Below are 18,340 nucleotides of genomic sequence, written 5' to 3'. Positions count from 1 at the left end.
TTTTTATTTAGCAATGTTTACTGCTCTTGTTTCTCTAATTACAGTTACTTTCACTTGACCTGGGTAAGTCATTTCAGTTTGTATTTTTTGCGAAATTTCAAATGATAAATTGGCTGCATTATCATCAGATACTTTCTCGCTTTCAACAATAACACGTAATTCTCTACCTGCTTGAATAGCATATGCGTTTTTCACTCCAGTAAATCCGTAAGCAACTTCTTCAAGATCTTTCAAACGTTGAATGTAAGAGTCTAATACTTGTCTTCTAGCTCCGGGTCTAGCTCCTGATATAGCATCACAAACTTGAATGATTGGTGAAAGCAGTGATTTCATTTCAATTTCATCGTGGTGAGCTCCAATTGCATTGCAAACCTCTTCTTTTTCACCATATTTTTCAGCCCACTGCATTCCTAATAAAGCGTGAGGTAAGTCACTTTCTGCATCTGGTACTTTTCCTATATCATGTAAAAGACCTGCTCTTTTAGCTAATTTTACATTCAAACCAAGTTCTGCTGCCATGATACCACATAGTTTCGATACTTCACGAGAGTGTTGTAGTAAATTTTGTCCGTAAGAAGAACGGTACTTCATACGACCTACTACTTTGATTAATTCTGGGTGTAAACCGTGAATTCCTAAATCTATTACAGTACGTTTACCAACTTCGATAATCTCATCATCTATTTGTTTTGCTGTTTTCGCAACAACTTCTTCGATACGTGCTGGGTGAATACGTCCGTCAGTTACTAATTTGTGTAGGGCTAAACGAGCAATCTCTCTACGAACGGGATCAAAACAAGAAAGAATTATTGCTTCAGGGGTATCATCTACGATGATTTCTACTCCTGTAGCTGCTTCCAGTGCTCTAATATTCCTTCCTTCACGTCCAATAATTCTACCTTTAACGTCGTCAGATTCAATATTGAAAACAGAAACACAGTTTTCTACTGCTTCTTCTGTTCCAACTCTTTGAATTGTATTAATGATGATTTTCTTTGCTTCTTGCTGCGCTGTTAACTTAGCCTCTTCAATAGTATCTTGAATGTGAGACATTGCTTTAGTTTTAGCTTCTGCTTTTAAGCCTTCCACTAACTGTTCTTTTGCATCTTCAGCAGATAATCCTGAGATTACTTCTAATTGTTGCAACTGACTTTTATGTAATTTTTCTACTTCAGCTTGTTTTTTATCTAAGCTTTCAATTTTTGTGGTGTATTCTATCGTTTTGCTTTCAAAGTCATCATTTACTTTCTTAGCTTTTGATAATTCATTAGAGATTTGAGATTCTTTATCTCTTATTCTTTTTTCAACTTCAGCGACTTTTTTGTCTCTAGTCAAAATCACTTGTTCGTGCTCTGACTTTAGTTCAATGAATTTTTCTTTTGCTTGAAGAATTTTATCTTTTTTTATGTTTTCAGCTTCTAAGTTGGCATCTTTTAAAATCGATGATGCTTCTTTTTTAGCGTTTTTAATTAAGTTTGAAATATTGCTTTTCTCTATGATTTTTGCGATTGCAAACCCTGCTGCAATTCCTATAATTCCTGAAATAACGATCGTTAATATGTCCATGTTTGTTAAAATTTATAAATATAAAAAGCCTACATTAATTGCTTGAATAAACTCGAAAAGACAAGTTTTGAGCTAACTCGTTGTTCAAGCTTCCAAACTGAATTGGCTTGCTATAGTAACGATGATTCGCTCATTCTAAATTGTTAGTGTTGAGTTTACCAATTGTGAACTAATGTAGGCAGTATCTTAGTTTCTTGTAAAGAACGTTTAATTGTCGAGATATTGATCGAGAAGCGCATTGATTTTTTTAATTCTTTCAATGGTTTCTTCTCCATTTATCGCATTGTCAATTTGTTTTTGCTCTGATTGTGATGCAAATTGCAACGCGCACATGGCTAATACATCTTGTTTGTCGCGAACAGCATAGTTTTCTTCAAATTGCTTCATCATCACATCAATTTTCTTTGAAGCGCTTCGTAAGCCTTCTTCTTGATTAAGTTCTACCGTTAGTGGGTATACTCGATCTGCAATTGATATTTTAATTTTAAGCTTTTCGTCCATATTTATACTAATCTGATAACTGTGCTATACAGTGATCAATTTCACGAATTAATGAATTTATTTTAAGCTTTGTATCTCTCTTGTTTTCGTCACTGCCTAGTAGTGAACTAGCAATTTTAAGTGTTTCATATTGCGATTTTAGCGCTTCAATTTCATTTGACTGATCTTGTATGATTTGTGCAGATTTTGTTAATTCGATTTTTAATCCTTGATTGTTTTTTTCTAAATTTTTTATTTTTAGAATAAGTTTTACAACTTTATTTTCAAGAGTATCAATTATTTCTACAATTACACTCATTATCGTACCTAATTCATTACTTAATATTACAAATTTAGTATTAGTTTTTATTATTACAATATTTTATTGGTTTTTTTATTTTAAAATAACTAATGTATTGCATAATAATGTGTTAGGAATTGTGTTCTATTTTGTAAACTAAACCGAAATACTTTTTTTACCTTAGCAAAAATGATTACTATGAGATTTTTTATTTTTTTTCTAGTTTTTACTGGGCTTACAAACGCTCAAATCAACTATCCAAAGGATTATTTCGGATTTCCTCTAGATGTTCCTATGCAGTTATCTGGTAATTTCGGAGAGTTAAGGCCTAATCATTTTCATGCCGGTTTTGATTTCAAAACACAACAGCGTGAGGGCTTAAAGGTGTACTCTGTAGGTGAGGGTTATGTGTCAAGAATTAAAATTTCTTCCTTTGGAAATGGAAAAGCGATTTATATAACGCACCCCAACGGTTATACAACGGTTTATTGTCATTTAAAGAACGCTGATGGGGTCATTGATGAATATATCAAAAAGGCACAGTACAAAGAGCAATCCTATGAAATTGAGTTGTTTCCCAAAGCAACGGATTTAGTAATTAAAAAGGGGCAAGTTATTGCATTCTCAGGTAATACAGGTTCGTCTGAAGGGCCACATTTACATTTTGAATTTCGCGACAGCAAAACAGAAAAAATTATCAACCCAATGTTGTTTGGTTTTGATAAATACAGTCAAGATTCTAAAAAGCCAACGCTTTCAGCTGTATATGTCTATCCGATAGATGCTAAAACGGTCGTGAATCAGTCTAAAAGGCCTTTACTTTTAAACTTAGTTTTACAAAAAGATGGAACTTATTTAGCTAATAAGGTTGTCGCAAATGGTAAAATAGGATTTGGTATAAGTGCAGTAGATTATGATAATGTTTCATTTAATAAAAATGGAGTCTATAAAGTGCAGTCTTTTATCAATGGTAAACCTAATTTTGGTTATCAGTTCGATACCTATTCTTTTGATGATATGCGATATATTAATGCTTTAGTTGATTATCCTAAATATAAAAAAACCTATCAAAGAGTACAAAAGTTATTTATGGCAAACCCTTATAAGTTAAGTATTATAAAAACGGATGAAACAAATGGAGTTGTTACTGTTGTGCCAAATTTATCTGCAATTTGTAGAATTGAATTGTCTGATTTTTATGGAAACAAAACAGTGGTGTCAATTCCTATAACTTATGATACTGCTACCTCAATTGTGGATAAGGAAGTTGTTCCTTCAAATTATTTTGTAAAGGTTAATAAAGATAATATTTTTGCAAAAGATAATATGTCAGTTTTCTTTCCTGCTGGCACTTTTTACGAAGATTTCGATATGAATTTTGATGTAAAAGGGGATGTGTTGTTTTTGCATGATGATTCAGTGCCTGTTCATAGTTATTTTACCGTAACCATTGAGAGTGATAAATATACTGCAGCGCAAAAAGGAAAAATGTTTATTGCTGATATAGATAAGTCGGGTCGTAAAGGATATAATGTCACAACTATAAAAGGAAATATTTTTAGTACAAGAACTCGTGAATTAGGTAAGTACACTCTAGCTTCAGACACAGTTGCGCCATCTATTACTATCACTAGCCAAATTGAGGGGAAATGGATTAGTTCACAAAAAACAGTACAGTTTACAATAGGAGATTCAGGATCAGGAATTAAAAGTTATGATGGTTACCTAAATGGTAAATGGATTTTATTTGAACATGATCACAAAACAAAAAAAATTACGCATAATTTTGATGATAGTATTGTAGCCGAAGGTGCTAATAGTTTGAAACTTGTCGTTACAGACAACGTAGGGAACTCGACTACCTTTGAAACGCAATTTTTTAGAAGTCAAAAATAAAAATATATAAAGAGCTTGAGCTGTAAAAAGAGAATTTTTGTTTGTTTTTTATTTGTCATGAGTTTGGTATCTACAGCTCAAACAGGAACCGTTAAAGGTATTATTCTAGATAAAGTGAATCGTCCTGTAGATGGGGTGAATGTCTCTTGTGGCACCCAAAGCGTTACCTCCAATGAGAATGGATTTTACATTATCAAAGTACCAGCTGACCAAAAGACTACGTTGGTTTTTACGCATGTCTCATTAAAAAAAGCTACAGTTACTATTTTGCTTCAAGCGAATGAGAATTATGAGTTTAATTTAGTGATGAATGACCAGACTGAGCAAATAGGAGAAGTTGTTGTAAACGGGAACAACAGACGGTCAGTGCAGGGCTTGACAAGCATTGATCCTGCTATAATTAGGACAATACCAGGAGCTAATCCCGGGATTGAAAATATTTTAAGAACACTAGCAGGCGTAAATGCGAATAATGAGTTGAGTACACAATATGCAGTTCGTGGTGGTAATTATGACGAGAACTTAGTATATGTAAACGAAATCGAAATTTATCGACCGTTTTTAATTCGTTCAGGGCAGCAAGAAGGATTAAGTTTTACTAATACTGATTTAGTGCTGAATGTAGATTTTTCTGCAGGAGGATTTCAGGCTAAATTTGGTGATAAATTATCTTCAGTTTTAGACATTACCTATCGTAATCCCACACAATTTGGAGCAACATTTGAAGCTAGTTTTCTAGGTGGAAGCCTTGCTGTAGATGCCGTTTCTAGAAATAAAAAGTGGTCTGCAATTACTGGTGTACGGTATCGAAATAATAGTTTGTTGGTGAATAGCCAAGATACCCAAACAAATTACACACCGTCCTTTGTAGATGTTCAAACGAATATAAATTATCAAGCTTCGGCGAGATGGCAATGGGGTTTTTTAGGAAATATTTCTCAAAATAAATACGATTACGCTCCTTTGACGCGTGTCACTAAGTTTGGTACTATCGATATGCCTATGGCTTTATCTGTCTTTTATGAGGGGGAGGAAAAAGATAAGTATAATACTTATTTTGGAGCATTAAAATCAATATTTAAAGTATCAGATATCTTTACTTTAAAATTTATAGGTTCGGTTTTTCATACGCTAGAACAAGAGTATTTTGATATATTGGCACAATATCGTTTGGGTGATGTAGATGTTACTATTGGTTCTGAAACGTATGGGAATGTTTCATTTACTAAAGGAATTGGTTCTCAATTTAACCATGCTAGAAACGATTTAGACGCACTCATTGTTAATGCAGAAGTTAAAGGTTTTTTAGATTGGAAAAAGAATGTAGTCGAATGGGGTGCGAAATACACGCGTGAGTCGATAAGAGATCGAATAGTGGAATGGGAAGTAATTGATTCAGCAGGTTTCTCCATAAACCCACCTCGAATCGATTTAGCAACAAAAGACGAGCCCTATACTATTTATGAAGGTCCTTTAGTTCCGTATCAATCTGTTCGTGCTAAGAACTTTAATACCATAAATAGATTTTCAGGTTACGCACAATGGAGTAGACGAGATAAAATAGGAGCTGCTGATGTTTGGTATAACGCTGGAATCCGAGTTCATAATTGGGAAGTTGTTGGAGCGACTACAATAGGTAAATCACAGTTCACGATTAGTCCTCGGGCGCAATTTGCTTTAAAACCTGATTGGGAAAATGATATGGTTTTTAGAATTTCAGGAGGATTATATCATCAGCCTCCTTTTTATAGGGAGCTGAGAGCTGCTAGTGGACAAGTACAGCCAAATGTAAAAGCCCAACAATCAATTCACTTTGTTTTTGCTAACGACTATAGTTTTAAAATCTGGAACAGGCCATTTAAATTAGTTTCAGAGCTTTACTATAAGTCGTTGACTAATGTTAATACCTACACAATAGATAATGTTAGAATACGATATGCGGCTACTAACGATGCAAAAGCCTATGCCCAAGGTCTAGATCTAAGACTGAACGGAGAATTTGTTCCAGGTACAGAATCATGGTTTAGTTTTGGTTACTTAAACACAGAGGAAAATAGTTCCGATCAGGGCTATATCGCTCGCCCGACTGATCAACGTTTAAAATTTGGTATACTATTTCAAGATTATATGCCTAACATTCCTACTATGAAAGTCTATTTGAATTTGGTTTACAACACGGGAATTCCAGGAGGTTCACCAGCATATGCAAATCCTTATTTGTACCAAAACAGACTCAATGATTACCGCAGGGTAGATGTTGGTTTTTCCAAAGTTTTAATTGATAATAGTTCAGGATTGGCTAAAAATAAATGGTTAGGTAATTGCAAAGAACTAGCCATAGGTCTAGAGATTTTTAATCTTTTTAATAATCAAAATGCAATAACCAATACATGGGTTCGAGATGTTTACTCTAAAAACGAATATGCGATTCCTAATTATATGACAAGACGTGTTTTTAATATTAAATTGAATGCAAGGCTTTAAATATATTCACTTATTTTTAGGTTAAACACTAATTTAAGTTGATAAATTGAGGTGAAATAAAGAAGGAGTTTTTAAAATTGATTACATTTGGAAATATTTAAATATTTAAATCATATGAAGAAATTACATATCGCCTTGCTAAGTACCGCAGTTTTATTATTTGTGAGTTGCAAGGAAGAAGTTGAGAAACCTAGAGTAATATATGATGCAGCAAATAAAGTAAAAGCAGTTGGTAAGGTTGATTCTGCACAAATATCTATTTCTGATCTTCCCATTCAGATGGAAGGTACGGATTACTTGATTCATCCAGTTGGAGATTTAAGAGTGTATGAGCGAGGAGCAAAATCAAGATATGGATCTTCGAGTGTTATTGACGTTAGTTTTACTATCTCTAATTATGGAGAGGATGAAATCACGGGTTATTTACAAAACTTAAAATTTCAAAAAACAGATTCGGACTCCATACGTAGTCTGACAGATAAGCCTGCTCTAATTCTAACAGCCACCTACCTTGCCTCAGTTTCAAATAGAAACAAAAAACAAATAATGGTATATACGATGTATGACGTTGATACTAATAGGGATGGTAAATTAGATACAAGCGATATAAAATCTTTATATTTAAGTGATATCAGTGGAAGAAAATTCACAAAAATATCAGCAGATTTTCAGGAGTTAATTGATTGGAATTTAATAGAATCAAACAGTCGCTTGTATTTTAGAACCGTAGAAGATACTAATAAAAACGGGCAGTTTGATAAAAATGATGTGGTGCATTACAACTATGTTAATCTTGCAAGTGGTGAATGGACTGCGGCAAGTTATGATCCGATATAGTGATCCTTCAGGATCATTAAAACTAGTTTTGTAATTGTTGGAATAGTTGTCTAATAAGATTGATCTTAAATTAAGATATCGCTTTCTAAATCTGATTTTTCAATTATAAAGTCGAATCCCAATTTTTCAACTAATTCGATGACTAAGTTTTTGTACCAATTCTCTGATTTAGGATGAATATATATTCTCTCGATTAAATGGTCAATTTCAACATTGATTTTTAAACCATCATTTAATGTCAACGTGGTGTCAGCAACATCAGTAATGATTCGAACTTCGCGTTCGTATTGAAAGCTTTTTCGTTTAAAGAGAAAAGGAAAAAACATGTCGTCAAACGGGATGTATTCTTTTTTATAGTCGATATAGTTCACTTCCCCGATATATTGCCTAAAATTTTGCTCGGGCTCTACTGCCTTTTGTAAACGGCCAATAGTAGATTGTATGGCTAGCCCTTCACTATTTTGAGTAAATATTTGCCACATAGCAAACGATTCGTATTCGTTGATATGCCAGCTACTTATTGCCACTTTCTCTCGGTGTGTTTTATAATAGTGCAAAAAATCAGGATTGTCTATTGAAAGCTTTCTTATTTCTTCAAAAGTAGGTTCGCTAAAAGTACCTTCATACTGATCCTCAAATTTGTCGGACCGTGACATAAATAATTTTTTAGACATCAACAAATCTAAAAATTTAGATAAGTCTAGGTATTTCCAAACAATAGTATTTGGATCTTTTGGAAGTGTAATGTTCGTATTACTGATGTACATAGAAAATAAATTGGTAGTGTCATATTAAAGGGTACAGGTAAAGTTCAGCAATTTAAATTATAATCAATACTAAATTTGCTCTTTTTTTGACTTTAATATGCGTTTGCATTGTACTGTTATAGTCGCTCAGTAATTCATTTTTAGATTGTCTGAAGTTTTCTAAGGTAGATCAAGAGTTTTTGTTGTGTGCTTCATAGTCTTGTTTTATGCTATCATTCTGCATCATATTTGTTTTAGGATTTATTGCTTGTTAAACTTACGAATCGTTCTACTAATAAAAAGACCTCCAATAAGTCCAGGTAAACTCCATGCTACTATTGGCGGTAAAAAAGTGTTGTTTACTACTAGGAAAGCTGTAAAAGCAGCAATGTAAGAACCAGTCATTCTCCCGATATGATTTTTTAATCCGTATAATGTATCAGTAACTTTATTGGTGTACCCTTTGTAATCTATGTAGCACATGCGAAAACTTAGCACTCCAAAAAGGAAAAAAACGATTCCAAAAAGTTGTTTTTGTACGGCGTATTTGTAAGTAATAAAGAAAAAAAGTAGGGAAGAGGCAAACATTAATGCGGTCAAGATTGTGTCACCTATTTTTGGTTTCTGACCCATGTGTGCCTGTTTTAATTGTATCATACGATATCCAGATACGGAAAGATAAAAGGTAAAAATGCCAACGATAAATAAAAAAAGGTTGGGATGTACATAGGAAAGATAAAAGGCGGCAAGTCCGGTGCCTACCATTGCTACTGTAAAGATTTTGCCGAGATTTTTGTGTAAGCGATCGCCTTTTTTTCGACTTAAGATAAAGGTACCTAAAAGTAGTCCAGTAGATCCGAAAACGATGTGCAGTAATAAAATAAGTTTAAAATTCAAGTTATTTGATTTTTATTAAAAAAGGTTGAGTAAATATATTATATATCACTCAACCTGTTTTTTATTTAATACCAAAGTGTTCTTTTTGCCTACTCAATTGTAGCAAAGTACATTTTATTCTAATGATTGCATAGTAACCAATTTGTTATAGGTTCCTTTCATTGCAATTAGTTCTTCGTGCGTTCCTTTTTCTACAATTGTTCCCTTTTGCATCACAATAATAACATCTGCTTTTTGGACTGTAGATAAACGGTGCGCTATTACAATTGATGTTCTATTTTGCATCATGTTCTCTAGTGCCACTTGCACAAACTTTTCACTCTCGGTATCTAACGCTGATGTCGCTTCATCAAGAATCATAATAGGAGGGTTTTTTAGTACAGCTCTGGCAATCGAAAGACGCTGTTTTTGTCCACCAGAAAGCTTGTTTCCGCTATCTCCAATATTGGTGTATATTCCTTGAGGTAAATCTTTGACGAATTCATAAGCATTAGCAATTTTAAGCGCAGCAATAATTTCGTCATCGCTAGCGTCTAGTTTTCCTAATGCAATGTTAGCTTTGATGGTATCATTAAATAAAATACTATCTTGGGTAACAAGTCCCATCAAACCACGCAAAGATTGCAGATTCATGTCCTTGATGTTAGTGTTGTCTATAGCAACCGTTCCTTCTTGAACGTCATAAAAACGAGTGAGTAAGTTTGCAATCGTACTCTTACCACTTCCGGACTGCCCCACTAGTGCAATCGTTTGTCCTTTTTTAACTTCTAACGAAAAGTCTTTTAAAACATTTTCCTCCTCGTATTTGAAATTGATATTTTTGATACTAATTGTGGAATCAAAATCTGATTTATTAATAGCATCAGCTTTTGATGTAATTGGATTTTGCTCATCTAGAATTTCTAGAACTCGCTCTGCAGCTGCGTTTCCTCTCTTTACGGCATAGGTGGCTTTAGAAATTGATTTTGCTGGTGTAAGAATATTATAAGCTAAACCCATGTAGGCAATAAACGAAGCTCCGTTTAAGGTTTTTTCGATTAATACCATATTCCCTCCATACCATAGTAAAATAGCAATAACCATGATTCCCATAAATTCACTAGTTGGTGAAGCTAGATTTTGTCTATTTCCTATACTATTAGATAACTTGAAAAAGCGCTGTGTTGATTCTTGAAATACAGTATTAAAGTACCTTTCAGAGTTGTATCCTTTTACCACTTTTAATCCGCCCAATGTTTCTTCGATAGTAGATAAAAAGATACCTTGCTCTTCTTGTGCTTTGGTAGATTGCTTTTTAAGTTGTTTTCCAATTAGGGAAATCACATAACCTGAAATCGGGATAAAAATAAAGACAAACAAAGTTAAGTCAACGCTAATCGTTAGCATTGCTATGATGGTGAAAATTATCGTTAATGGCTCTTTTACAATTAGTTCCAGTATTGATAAAAAGGAGTTTTGTACTTCATTTACATCAGCAGAAATTCTAGCAATAACATCTCCTTTTCTTTTTTCTGAGAAAAAGGCTAGAGGTAATTCTAGTGTTTTTTTGTACATCGCGTTTCGCATGTCTCTTAAAATACCATTTCGCAAAAAAGTAATGAAAAACATGGCTAAGTAGTCACTCACATTTTTTAATAAAAAAATTGTGATTATTAGTGCCACCATTACTGATAGCGTGTAACCTACGCCATAAGTATCAGTAGCATGGGTAATAAAGTAACTAATATAATTCTCCGCATATTCTTTTAATTGCCAAATTTCAGTATAAACTGGCTCTACTGTATTTCTTTTTGTTTGGTCAAATAACACTTGCATCATTGGGATCAATGACATAAAGGAAAGCGTACTAAATAACGCGTACAAAACATTGAAAAATATGTTTAAGTAAGCATACTTTTTATACGGAATGATAAAGGAGAATATTCTTTTAAAATTATTCATGGTGTACTAGTATTAAGACCCGACAGCTTTTTAAAAACGGTCGGGTCTTGTAATTTGTTGCTGCTTTATAGCTTTTAATTCAATTGCATCGAGGCAATGATATTTTGTATTTTCTGATCAAGTATATCTTGTACTTCACTAAAATCTTCAACATTGTCAAGTGTTGTGTTAACACTGATGTAGAATTTTATTTTTGGTTCTGTTCCACTAGGTCTAGCACATATTTTTGATCCATCTTCAGTGTAATAAATCAGTACATTCGATTTCGGAATTGTCATTTCAGACTCTGATCCGTCCAATAAGTTTTTAGCAATCGAGGATTGGTAATCTTCAACCATAATTATACGTTCGCCATTAATTTCTTTAAGTGGGTTTTCACGTAGGTCTATCATCATTTGGCTAATTTGTTGTAAGCCTTCCATTCCTTTTTTAGTAATAGAAACTAAATGTTCTTTGTAAAAACCATTATCAACATACAACTTGATTAGTTCCTGGTAAACAGTGCTACCATTGGCTTTAGCTTGAGCAGCAATCTCGCAAACTAGTAAGGTTGCCGCAACAGCATCCTTGTCACGCACTGCGTCTCCTACCATGTAACCAAAGCTTTCCTCACCACCTCCAATGAAGTCTAGTTCTGGAAAATCTTTAATCATTTTTGCAATCCACTTAAAGCCTGTTAGTCCAACTTTACATTCTACCTCATAATTAGTAGCTAATTCCATCATCATAGGAGTAGAGACGATCGTAGAACCCACAAATTGTTTTCCGTTGATTTTGCCCGCTTTTTTCCATTGTTCAAGCAAAAAGGCAGTCATCAAAACCATTGTTTGATTTCCGTTTAATAATGTCATTTTGCCATTATTATCTCGAACTGCTATTCCTAAACGATCACAGTCAGGATCCGTTCCTACCACAATATCGGCATTCGTTCTTTCTGCTTGCGCAAGAGCCATTGTTAATGCTTCTGGTTCCTCTGGATTAGGTGATTTTACCGTAGGGAAATCTCCGTTTGGCACCGCTTGTTCTGCAACAACTTGAAAATTTGTGTATCCCGCGCGTTTAAATGTTTCAGGAATAATAGTTATTGATGTACCGTGTAGTGATGTGAATACAATATTCAAATCTTCTTTGGCAACCGTAGGTGTATTAAAACTTGCGTTTTCGATAGTCGATTTTATAAAAGCTTCATCAACTTCTGTATCAATATATTGAATCAAGTCCTCGTTAGCATCAAACTTGATTTGGTTGTAATTTAACTTTTCGATAACGGCAATAATACCTTTGTCCTCTGGCGGAACAATTTGTCCACCATCTTGCCAGTACACTTTGTATCCGTTGTATTCTGGCGGATTATGTGATGCTGTGAGTACGATTCCGCATTGGCAACCTAAATATTTAAGAGCAAATGATAGTTCTGGTGTAGGTCTTAAATCTGAAAATAAATAGACTTGTATTCCATTGGCAGAGAAAACATCAGCAACAACCTTAGCTAATGATTTGCTATTATGACGACAATCAAACGCAATTACCGCTTTCAACGGTTGGTTTGGAAACGAACTATGCAAATAATCACTTAGTCCTTGCGTACTTTTTCCTAGTGTATATTTATTGATGCGATTGTTTCCCACGCCCATGACACCGCGCATACCACCGGTACCAAACTCTAAATTTTTATAAAAACTTTCCTCTAATTCTGTTGGAGAACCTGCAATTAAAGCCTTAACAGCCTCTTGCGTTTCAGTATCAAATGAAGGTGTTAACCATTCATTTACAGCATCTAAAATGTTTTGTTTGATATCCATTTTTAGTATTTTTTATAGTTTTAAGGAGCTAATCCTGCTATTCGCTGCAATCTTTTATTCGCTGTCGCTACTAAAAGGATTTTCACTACTATCAGGGCTAGGGGATATTATAAATTGACTTCTTTTGCAATTTTATAACGCTCTTCATTGTTTTTTGTTCTCAAAATTATTTCGCCTAAAAATCCAGCTAAAAATAATTGCGTACCTAAAACCATTGTGGTTAAGGCGATGTAAAACCATGGATTGTCAGAAACTAAACTGTAACGCATGTTGTTATACATATGATATAATTTTGCAACACCAATGTAAACGGCAGACAGCAGCCCAATAATAAACATTAATGAACCCATAGCGCCAAATAAATGCATGGGTCTTTTACCAAAACGAGACAAAAACCAAATGGTGATTAGATCAAGGAAACCGTTTACGAATCGTTCCATACCAAATTTAGTTTCTCCATATTTTCTAGCCTGATGTTGTACTACTTTTTCGCCTATTTTTCCAAAACCGGCATTTTTTGCTAGCACAGGAATATAACGGTGCATCTCGCCCGAAACTTCGACGTTTTTGACCACAATGTTCTTGTATGCTTTCAAACCACAGTTGAAATCATTTAATTGTACTCCTGAAGTTTTTCTGGCTGCCCAATTAAATAATTTAGACGGAATGTTTTTGGCAACTACTGAGTCATATCGTTTCTTTTTCCAGCCCGATACTAAGTCATAGTTTTGAGTAGTAATCATAGAATATAAACCCGGAATTTCTTCCGGGCTATCTTGTAAGTCAGCATCCATAGTAATGATAACATCACCTTGCGCTTTTGCAAATCCTGCGTGTAATGCCTGTGATTTCCCAAAGTTTCTAATGAAACGCACTCCCTTGACATTAGTGTTTTCGCTAGCAAACCGCTCAATTATAGACCAGGAAGCATCAGAGCTACCATCATCTAGAAAGATGATTTCATAGGTGTAATTATTGGCTTGCATCACTTTAATGATCCAGTTGTAGAGTTCTTGAAGCGATTCTTCTTCGTTAAGAAGAGGTATTAAAATGGATAAGTTCATTGACTTTTATTCTTGTGATGAAGGCTTGCTTTTGAAAAAAGCGGCCATAATTAGGCCAAAGATACTAACAAAAATGATATTTGTTAAAAGACCTTTAAGTAATCCTAATACGGAGAACTGATTGTTTTCCTGCAAATCTTTAATCGCAGCGTTAACCGTTTCGGCAGGAGCATTAAATTTCTCCATCGTGCTAACCATGTATTTTATTGTAATTTCTTTTATAGTGTCTTGGGCACCAGGATCAACAACATTAAATAGTATCATATTGAAACCTACGGATAATACTAAACCGATTAAAGCGGAAATAAAATAGGTTGTAAAGGCTTCTTTAAAAGTGAAAACACCGTTTAACTCTTTCTTGGTTTTAGATAATAAAATTATTGCTATCGCGATGTAAATAACAATATTGATTATTGAAATCCACCAAGCTGTGAACAAATTCAAGTCAATAACGTAAATTGCTGTAGTTAGTATAATTGAAAAAAGTCCCGTTAGGACACCAAAAGTAATTCCGTTTTTTTTAATAGTTTCGTTGATCATTGGTAAGTTTTTTAATATTAGATTACAAATATAACAATTCATCTTACATTAGGTAATATTATACTGTATTTGAGAATTATAAAAAAAAGTGAAACAAAGATTTGATTATTGAATTTTTATTGTAAATTTGCATCCTCAAAATAACAGTGTTAAAACAAAAAGTTATAGTGAATTTATACCTTTCCCTTCAATAAGGAAAGCCGCAAAAGGAGTTATAACCAAACAAATAAAAAAGAATTACAAGATGAAAAAAGGTGTACACCCAGAAAATTACAGATTAGTTGCTTTTAAAGACATGTCTAATGAAGAAGTTTTTATCACTAAATCTACTGCAGATACTAAAGAGACAATTACAGTTGACGGTGTTGAATACCCGGTTGTAAAAATGGAGATCTCTAGAACTTCTCACCCTTTTTACACAGGTAAAAACAAACTTATCGATACTGCAGGACGTATTGATAAATTCAAAACTAAATACGCTAAACACATTAAATAATTTTAATTTGTTTTTTAATATACAGGAAGCCTCGCATTTTGCGAGGCTTTTTTTATGGAGTAAAATTAGTAGTAAGTAGTTCTTGTTGAAAATAGAAGTAAATTAATTTTATTTTTTTTTGGAAGTAAATCGGCTGTGTAGACTGCATAAATGCAATCAAAAACTTTGTAACTTTGGACCTTCATAACTTTGAAACTTTATAAAATGAATTATATACTTTTTGATGGGCCTGCCAGAAATGCGCTACTACCTTTTACTTTTACACGTCCAGTTGCAGATATATTAATTGGAATAGTGACGATACGTCAAAAATGGGAGATGCATTTAGGTTCTACAACAACAACCTTGACAGAGGAATATTTATCTGAAAAATATCCCATGGTTGAATTAGAAGAAAACGTTATGATTAACGCTTCTTTTTTGCCAACAGCTGTTTTAGTGGATATGGTGTGTGATTTAGGAGTGAACCAAGCCATCTTTAAAGGAGAGGATGTGGTCGCTTTTTATACCACAGAAGATCAAGAAGGAGTCGATTTTGATGATTATGAAATTATTGAATATGAAGGAGAGTGTATTACAGTTATGAATACTTGGGATATATTTTCTAAGAACGGTGATGCAATTCAGCAGGATTTTGAATATCTAACTGCCGACAGAGTTTCGCAAGCCATTCCTGCATCGGTTAATACAATTGCACCCGAGAATATTTTTATTGAAGCGGGAGCCAAGTTGGAATTCGTTACTCTTAACGCATCTTCGGGTCCTATTTATATTGGTAAAGATGCTGAGATTATGGAAGGTTCTGTAATTAGAGGTCCTTTTGCTCTGTGTGATAATGCTGTTGTAAAGTTAGCTTCCAAAATTTATGGACCTACTACTGTTGGTCCTCATTCAAGAGTAGGAGGCGAGGTTAATAATTCGGTAATCTCTGCTTATTCTAACAAAGGACATGATGGGTTTTTAGGTAATTCAGTTTTAGGGGAGTGGTGTAACATTGGTGCTGACAGTAATAATTCAAATTTGAAGAATAACTACGAAGAAGTTAAATTATGGAGCTATGAGAAAGAAGGTTTTGCGAAAACAGGTTTGCAGTTTTGCGGCTTAATGATGGGAGACCATAGTAAATGCGGTATCAATACGATGTTTAATACAGGAACAGTTGTTGGTGTGAGTGCTAATATTTTTGGTAGTGGTTTTCCTCGTAATTTTGTACCTAGTTTTTCATGGGGAGGTGCTTCTGGTTTTACAACTTACTTAACAAAAAAAGCTTTTGAAACGGCAAGAATAGTAATGAGTCGTCGAAATCTTATTTTCGATGAGCAAGACGCTGCTATATTAGAACACGTTTTTGAAGAAACCAAAAAATGGAGAAAAGAATAATATTCGTCACCTTTTACTAGATTTATTAAAACTGCCCAATTAAAATAGAATGGCAGTTTTTTTATGCTCTTTGTTTATATTTTTAGTATTTACTCGTAAATAGTTATTAGAAAGTCTTAAAAACTTGCTTTTACTTTAATAATTGGTCTTTGTTTTGTCGTGTAGTCATTACTCTGAATCAATGTAAAAAACGTTTTTTTATAGATATTGGTTAGTTTTTTCTCTTCATATGTTTTAGTTTTATAAAAAATTAGTGATGAAGATGCGTTTTTACTGATTTTTTGATAATTATTAATTTAAAATTTATTTATGGAAGAGATTATTGGGATGTTAAATGATTTAGTGTGGAGCAATGCTTTAATCATTTTATGCCTAGGTTCGGGGCTTTATTTTTCGATCCGAACACGTTTTTTACAAGTACGTCATATTAAGGAGATGATTCGCTTGCTCTTTGACGGAGAAAGTTCAGACTCGGGTGTTTCTTCTTTTCAAGCATTATCTATGTCATTAGCAGGAAGAGTAGGTACTGGTAATATTGCTGGAGTTGCTACTGCGATTGCTTTTGGTGGGCCAGGAGCTTTGTTTTGGATGTGGATTGTTGCTTTTTTTGGTGCTAGTACCGCTTTTATTGAAGCGACCTTAGCACAAATTTATAAAGAAAAAGATAAAGGGTCGCTTCGCGGAGGCCCCTCGTTTTATATAGAAAAAGGATTAAATATAAAATGGTTTGCTACTGCCTTTGCTATTGTTGCCGTAATTGCTATGGGAGTTTTATTACCGGGAGTACAAGCGAATTCAGTGGCCGAGGGGATAGATAACGCTTTTCAAATTGATCCTTTGATTACAGGCGTTGCTTTATCAGCTGTATTCGCTGCTATCGTTTTTGGAGGAGTAAAGCGTATTGCTAAGTTCACGGAGTTAATTGTGCCTTTTATGGCTATTGCTTATATTATCGCTGCAATAGTTATAGTAGTCATCGACTTTGATAGACTTCCTAATATTATCGCTTTAATTTTTAAAAGTGCATTTAATCAAGAAGCTGGTTTTGGTGCTGTCTTTGGTTTAGCCGTTCAATGGGGTGTAAAACGCGGAATTTATTCTAATGAAGCCGGTCAAGGATCAGCTCCGCATATTGCTGCTGCTGCCAATGTATCGCATCCTACAAAACAAGGTTTGGTTCAAGCATTTTCTGTGTACATCGATACTATTCTAGTGTGTTCAGCTACGGGATTTATGATATTAATTACAGGGACATACAATGTACAAAATCCAAATTTCGGAAATAAACAAGGTGCATCAGAGTTTTTATACAGTGGTCTCGCTAGCGTTACTCCTGGCGCAGGTTATACACAAAGTGCCATGGATACCGTATTCCCTGGAGTAGGTTCTTACTTTGTGGCAGTCGCGCTATTTTTCTTTGCATTTACTACCATACTTGCTTACTATTATATCGCAGAGACCAATGTGTCGTATTTAACTAGAAAGTTAAAGTCTCCTGTTTATAATTATATATTGCGTGGGGTAATGATTGCAGTTATGGTGTACGGAAGTATCAATACAGCAAAATTAGCTTGGACGATTGGTGATATTGGAGTAGGATTGATGGCTTGGTTTAACATTATCGCGATTTTGTTATTGCAAAAACCAGCTTTAGCTGCGCTTAAAGATTATGAGAGACAGCGCAAAGAAGGTAAAGATCCTACCTTTGACCCTAAGGACATTGGTGTAACTAACACGCCAATATGGGATGAAATTAGAGAAGAAAATCTTAGAAAGAAATAATTATTCTTTTTATTATAGTTAATGATCCCCCACAAATAGCTAGGAATAGGTGTTTGTGGGGGATTATTTTTTTTTAATGGCGTAATTACTTATTTAATCTATCTTTGCATTTTTTTAAATATACCGGT

15 protein-coding genes and 1 other RNA gene are annotated in these 18,340 nt (G+C 34.0%); 6 read left to right on the top strand and 10 right to left on the bottom strand.

All coding sequences use genetic code 11. The features are described from left to right. Nucleotides 1-3: 3 nt before the first annotated feature. From rny to H8R22_RS07730, 4 genes are all read right to left on the bottom strand, one after another. Complete coding sequence (rny, locus tag H8R22_RS07745; protein ID WP_187009886.1) at nt 4-1,566, bottom strand: ribonuclease Y; 1,563 nt, start codon at nt 1,564-1,566, stop codon at nt 4-6. 48 nt (nt 1,567-1,614) lie between these two features. Further along, nucleotides 1,615-1,721, bottom strand: a non-coding RNA gene (ssrS, locus tag H8R22_RS07740) — 6S RNA. A gap of 52 nt (nt 1,722-1,773) precedes the next feature. Continuing rightward, nucleotides 1,774-2,067, bottom strand: a complete 294-nt coding sequence (locus H8R22_RS07735; RefSeq protein WP_187009885.1) for a cell division protein ZapA — start codon at nt 2,065-2,067, stop codon at nt 1,774-1,776. A 7-nt stretch (nt 2,068-2,074) separates the two neighbouring features. Beyond that, nucleotides 2,075-2,365, bottom strand: coding sequence for a hypothetical protein (locus H8R22_RS07730; RefSeq protein ID WP_187009884.1), 291 nt, complete (start codon nt 2,363-2,365; stop codon nt 2,075-2,077). A 180-nt stretch (nt 2,366-2,545) separates the two neighbouring features. Between H8R22_RS07730 and H8R22_RS07725 the strand changes: the two genes are divergently transcribed. The 3 genes from H8R22_RS07725 to H8R22_RS07715 all read left to right on the top strand — a co-directional run bounded on the left by H8R22_RS07725 (nt 2,546) and on the right by H8R22_RS07715 (nt 7,564). Beyond that, nucleotides 2,546-4,243 (top strand): M23 family metallopeptidase, encoded by a 1,698-nt coding sequence (locus tag H8R22_RS07725; protein WP_187009883.1) that lies wholly within the window; start codon nt 2,546-2,548, stop codon nt 4,241-4,243. Nucleotides 4,244-4,300: 57 nt separating this feature from the next. Beyond that, nucleotides 4,301-6,727, top strand: coding sequence for a TonB-dependent receptor (locus tag H8R22_RS07720; protein ID WP_187009882.1), 2,427 nt, complete (start codon nt 4,301-4,303; stop codon nt 6,725-6,727). A gap of 114 nt (nt 6,728-6,841) precedes the next feature. After that, nucleotides 6,842-7,564 carry a CREC-EF hand family protein gene (locus H8R22_RS07715; RefSeq protein ID WP_187009881.1) on the top strand — a complete coding sequence of 241 codons (723 nt, stop codon included), beginning with the start codon at nt 6,842-6,844 and terminating at the stop codon, nt 7,562-7,564. Nucleotides 7,565-7,629: 65 nt separating this feature from the next. Here the strand turns inward: H8R22_RS07715 and H8R22_RS07710 are convergent, their stop codons facing one another. From H8R22_RS07710 to H8R22_RS07685, 6 genes are all read right to left on the bottom strand, one after another. Continuing rightward, on the bottom strand, nt 7,630-8,331 hold the full coding sequence (locus H8R22_RS07710; RefSeq protein ID WP_187009880.1) for a DUF2971 domain-containing protein: 702 nt from the start codon (nt 8,329-8,331) through the stop codon (nt 7,630-7,632). Nucleotides 8,332-8,571: 240 nt separating this feature from the next. Continuing rightward, nucleotides 8,572-9,207, bottom strand: a complete 636-nt coding sequence (locus tag H8R22_RS07705; RefSeq protein ID WP_187009879.1) for a DUF2306 domain-containing protein — start codon at nt 9,205-9,207, stop codon at nt 8,572-8,574. Nucleotides 9,208-9,321: 114 nt separating this feature from the next. Beyond that, nucleotides 9,322-11,148, bottom strand: a complete 1,827-nt coding sequence (locus H8R22_RS07700; protein ID WP_187009878.1) for an ABC transporter ATP-binding protein — start codon at nt 11,146-11,148, stop codon at nt 9,322-9,324. 74 nt (nt 11,149-11,222) lie between these two features. Continuing rightward, on the bottom strand, nt 11,223-12,950 hold the full coding sequence (locus H8R22_RS07695; protein ID WP_187009877.1) for a phospho-sugar mutase: 1,728 nt from the start codon (nt 12,948-12,950) through the stop codon (nt 11,223-11,225). Nucleotides 12,951-13,057: 107 nt separating this feature from the next. After that, nucleotides 13,058-14,014, bottom strand: a complete 957-nt coding sequence (locus tag H8R22_RS07690; protein ID WP_187009876.1) for a glycosyltransferase family 2 protein — start codon at nt 14,012-14,014, stop codon at nt 13,058-13,060. A 6-nt stretch (nt 14,015-14,020) separates the two neighbouring features. Beyond that, nucleotides 14,021-14,554: a DUF4199 domain-containing protein gene (locus H8R22_RS07685; protein WP_187009875.1), complete on the bottom strand. Its 534-nt coding sequence runs from the start codon at nt 14,552-14,554 to the stop codon at nt 14,021-14,023. A gap of 244 nt (nt 14,555-14,798) precedes the next feature. Between H8R22_RS07685 and H8R22_RS07680 the strand changes: the two genes are divergently transcribed. The 3 genes from H8R22_RS07680 to H8R22_RS07670 all read left to right on the top strand — a co-directional run bounded on the left by H8R22_RS07680 (nt 14,799) and on the right by H8R22_RS07670 (nt 18,212). Next, complete coding sequence (locus H8R22_RS07680; protein WP_187009874.1) at nt 14,799-15,050, top strand: type B 50S ribosomal protein L31; 252 nt, start codon at nt 14,799-14,801, stop codon at nt 15,048-15,050. Between the two features lie 204 nt (nt 15,051-15,254). Further along, a complete protein-coding gene (locus H8R22_RS07675; protein WP_187009873.1) occupies nt 15,255-16,430 on the top strand; it encodes a GlmU family protein in 1,176 nt (391 codons plus the stop codon). 309 nt (nt 16,431-16,739) lie between these two features. Then, nucleotides 16,740-18,212, top strand: a complete 1,473-nt coding sequence (locus tag H8R22_RS07670; RefSeq protein WP_187009872.1) for an alanine/glycine:cation symporter family protein — start codon at nt 16,740-16,742, stop codon at nt 18,210-18,212. Nucleotides 18,213-18,340 lie beyond the last annotated feature (128 nt).

The sequence above is a fragment of the Flavobacterium kayseriense genome (assembly GCF_014305095.1).
GTDB lineage: Bacteria > Bacteroidota > Bacteroidia > Flavobacteriales > Flavobacteriaceae > Flavobacterium > Flavobacterium kayseriense.
Note: the sequence above shows the minus strand (reverse complement) of the source record. Positions and strands in the feature narration are given on the sequence as shown.

Bases quoted from the DNA above. Each gene is read 5' to 3' on its own strand.
- H8R22_RS07685 (WP_187009875.1), bottom strand. From the start codon at position 14,554: ATGATCAACGAAACTATTAAAAAAAACGGAATTACTTTTGGTGTCCTA.
- H8R22_RS07690 (WP_187009876.1), bottom strand. From the start codon at position 14,014: ATGAACTTATCCATTTTAATACCTCTTCTTAACGAAGAAGAATCGCTT.
- H8R22_RS07730 (WP_187009884.1), bottom strand. From the start codon at position 2,365: ATGAGTGTAATTGTAGAAATAATTGATACTCTTGAAAATAAAGTTGTA.
- H8R22_RS07680 (WP_187009874.1), top strand. From the start codon at position 14,799: ATGAAAAAAGGTGTACACCCAGAAAATTACAGATTAGTTGCTTTTAAA.
- H8R22_RS07710 (WP_187009880.1), bottom strand. From the start codon at position 8,331: ATGTACATCAGTAATACGAACATTACACTTCCAAAAGATCCAAATACT.
- H8R22_RS07675 (WP_187009873.1), top strand. From the start codon at position 15,255: ATGAATTATATACTTTTTGATGGGCCTGCCAGAAATGCGCTACTACCT.
- H8R22_RS07700 (WP_187009878.1), bottom strand. From the start codon at position 11,148: ATGAATAATTTTAAAAGAATATTCTCCTTTATCATTCCGTATAAAAAG.
- H8R22_RS07720 (WP_187009882.1), top strand. From the start codon at position 4,301: ATGAGTTTGGTATCTACAGCTCAAACAGGAACCGTTAAAGGTATTATT.
- H8R22_RS07715 (WP_187009881.1), top strand. From the start codon at position 6,842: ATGAAGAAATTACATATCGCCTTGCTAAGTACCGCAGTTTTATTATTT.
- H8R22_RS07670 (WP_187009872.1), top strand. From the start codon at position 16,740: ATGGAAGAGATTATTGGGATGTTAAATGATTTAGTGTGGAGCAATGCT.
- H8R22_RS07725 (WP_187009883.1), top strand. From the start codon at position 2,546: ATGAGATTTTTTATTTTTTTTCTAGTTTTTACTGGGCTTACAAACGCT.
- rny (WP_187009886.1), bottom strand. From the start codon at position 1,566: ATGGACATATTAACGATCGTTATTTCAGGAATTATAGGAATTGCAGCA.
- H8R22_RS07695 (WP_187009877.1), bottom strand. From the start codon at position 12,950: ATGGATATCAAACAAAACATTTTAGATGCTGTAAATGAATGGTTAACA.
- H8R22_RS07735 (WP_187009885.1), bottom strand. From the start codon at position 2,067: ATGGACGAAAAGCTTAAAATTAAAATATCAATTGCAGATCGAGTATAC.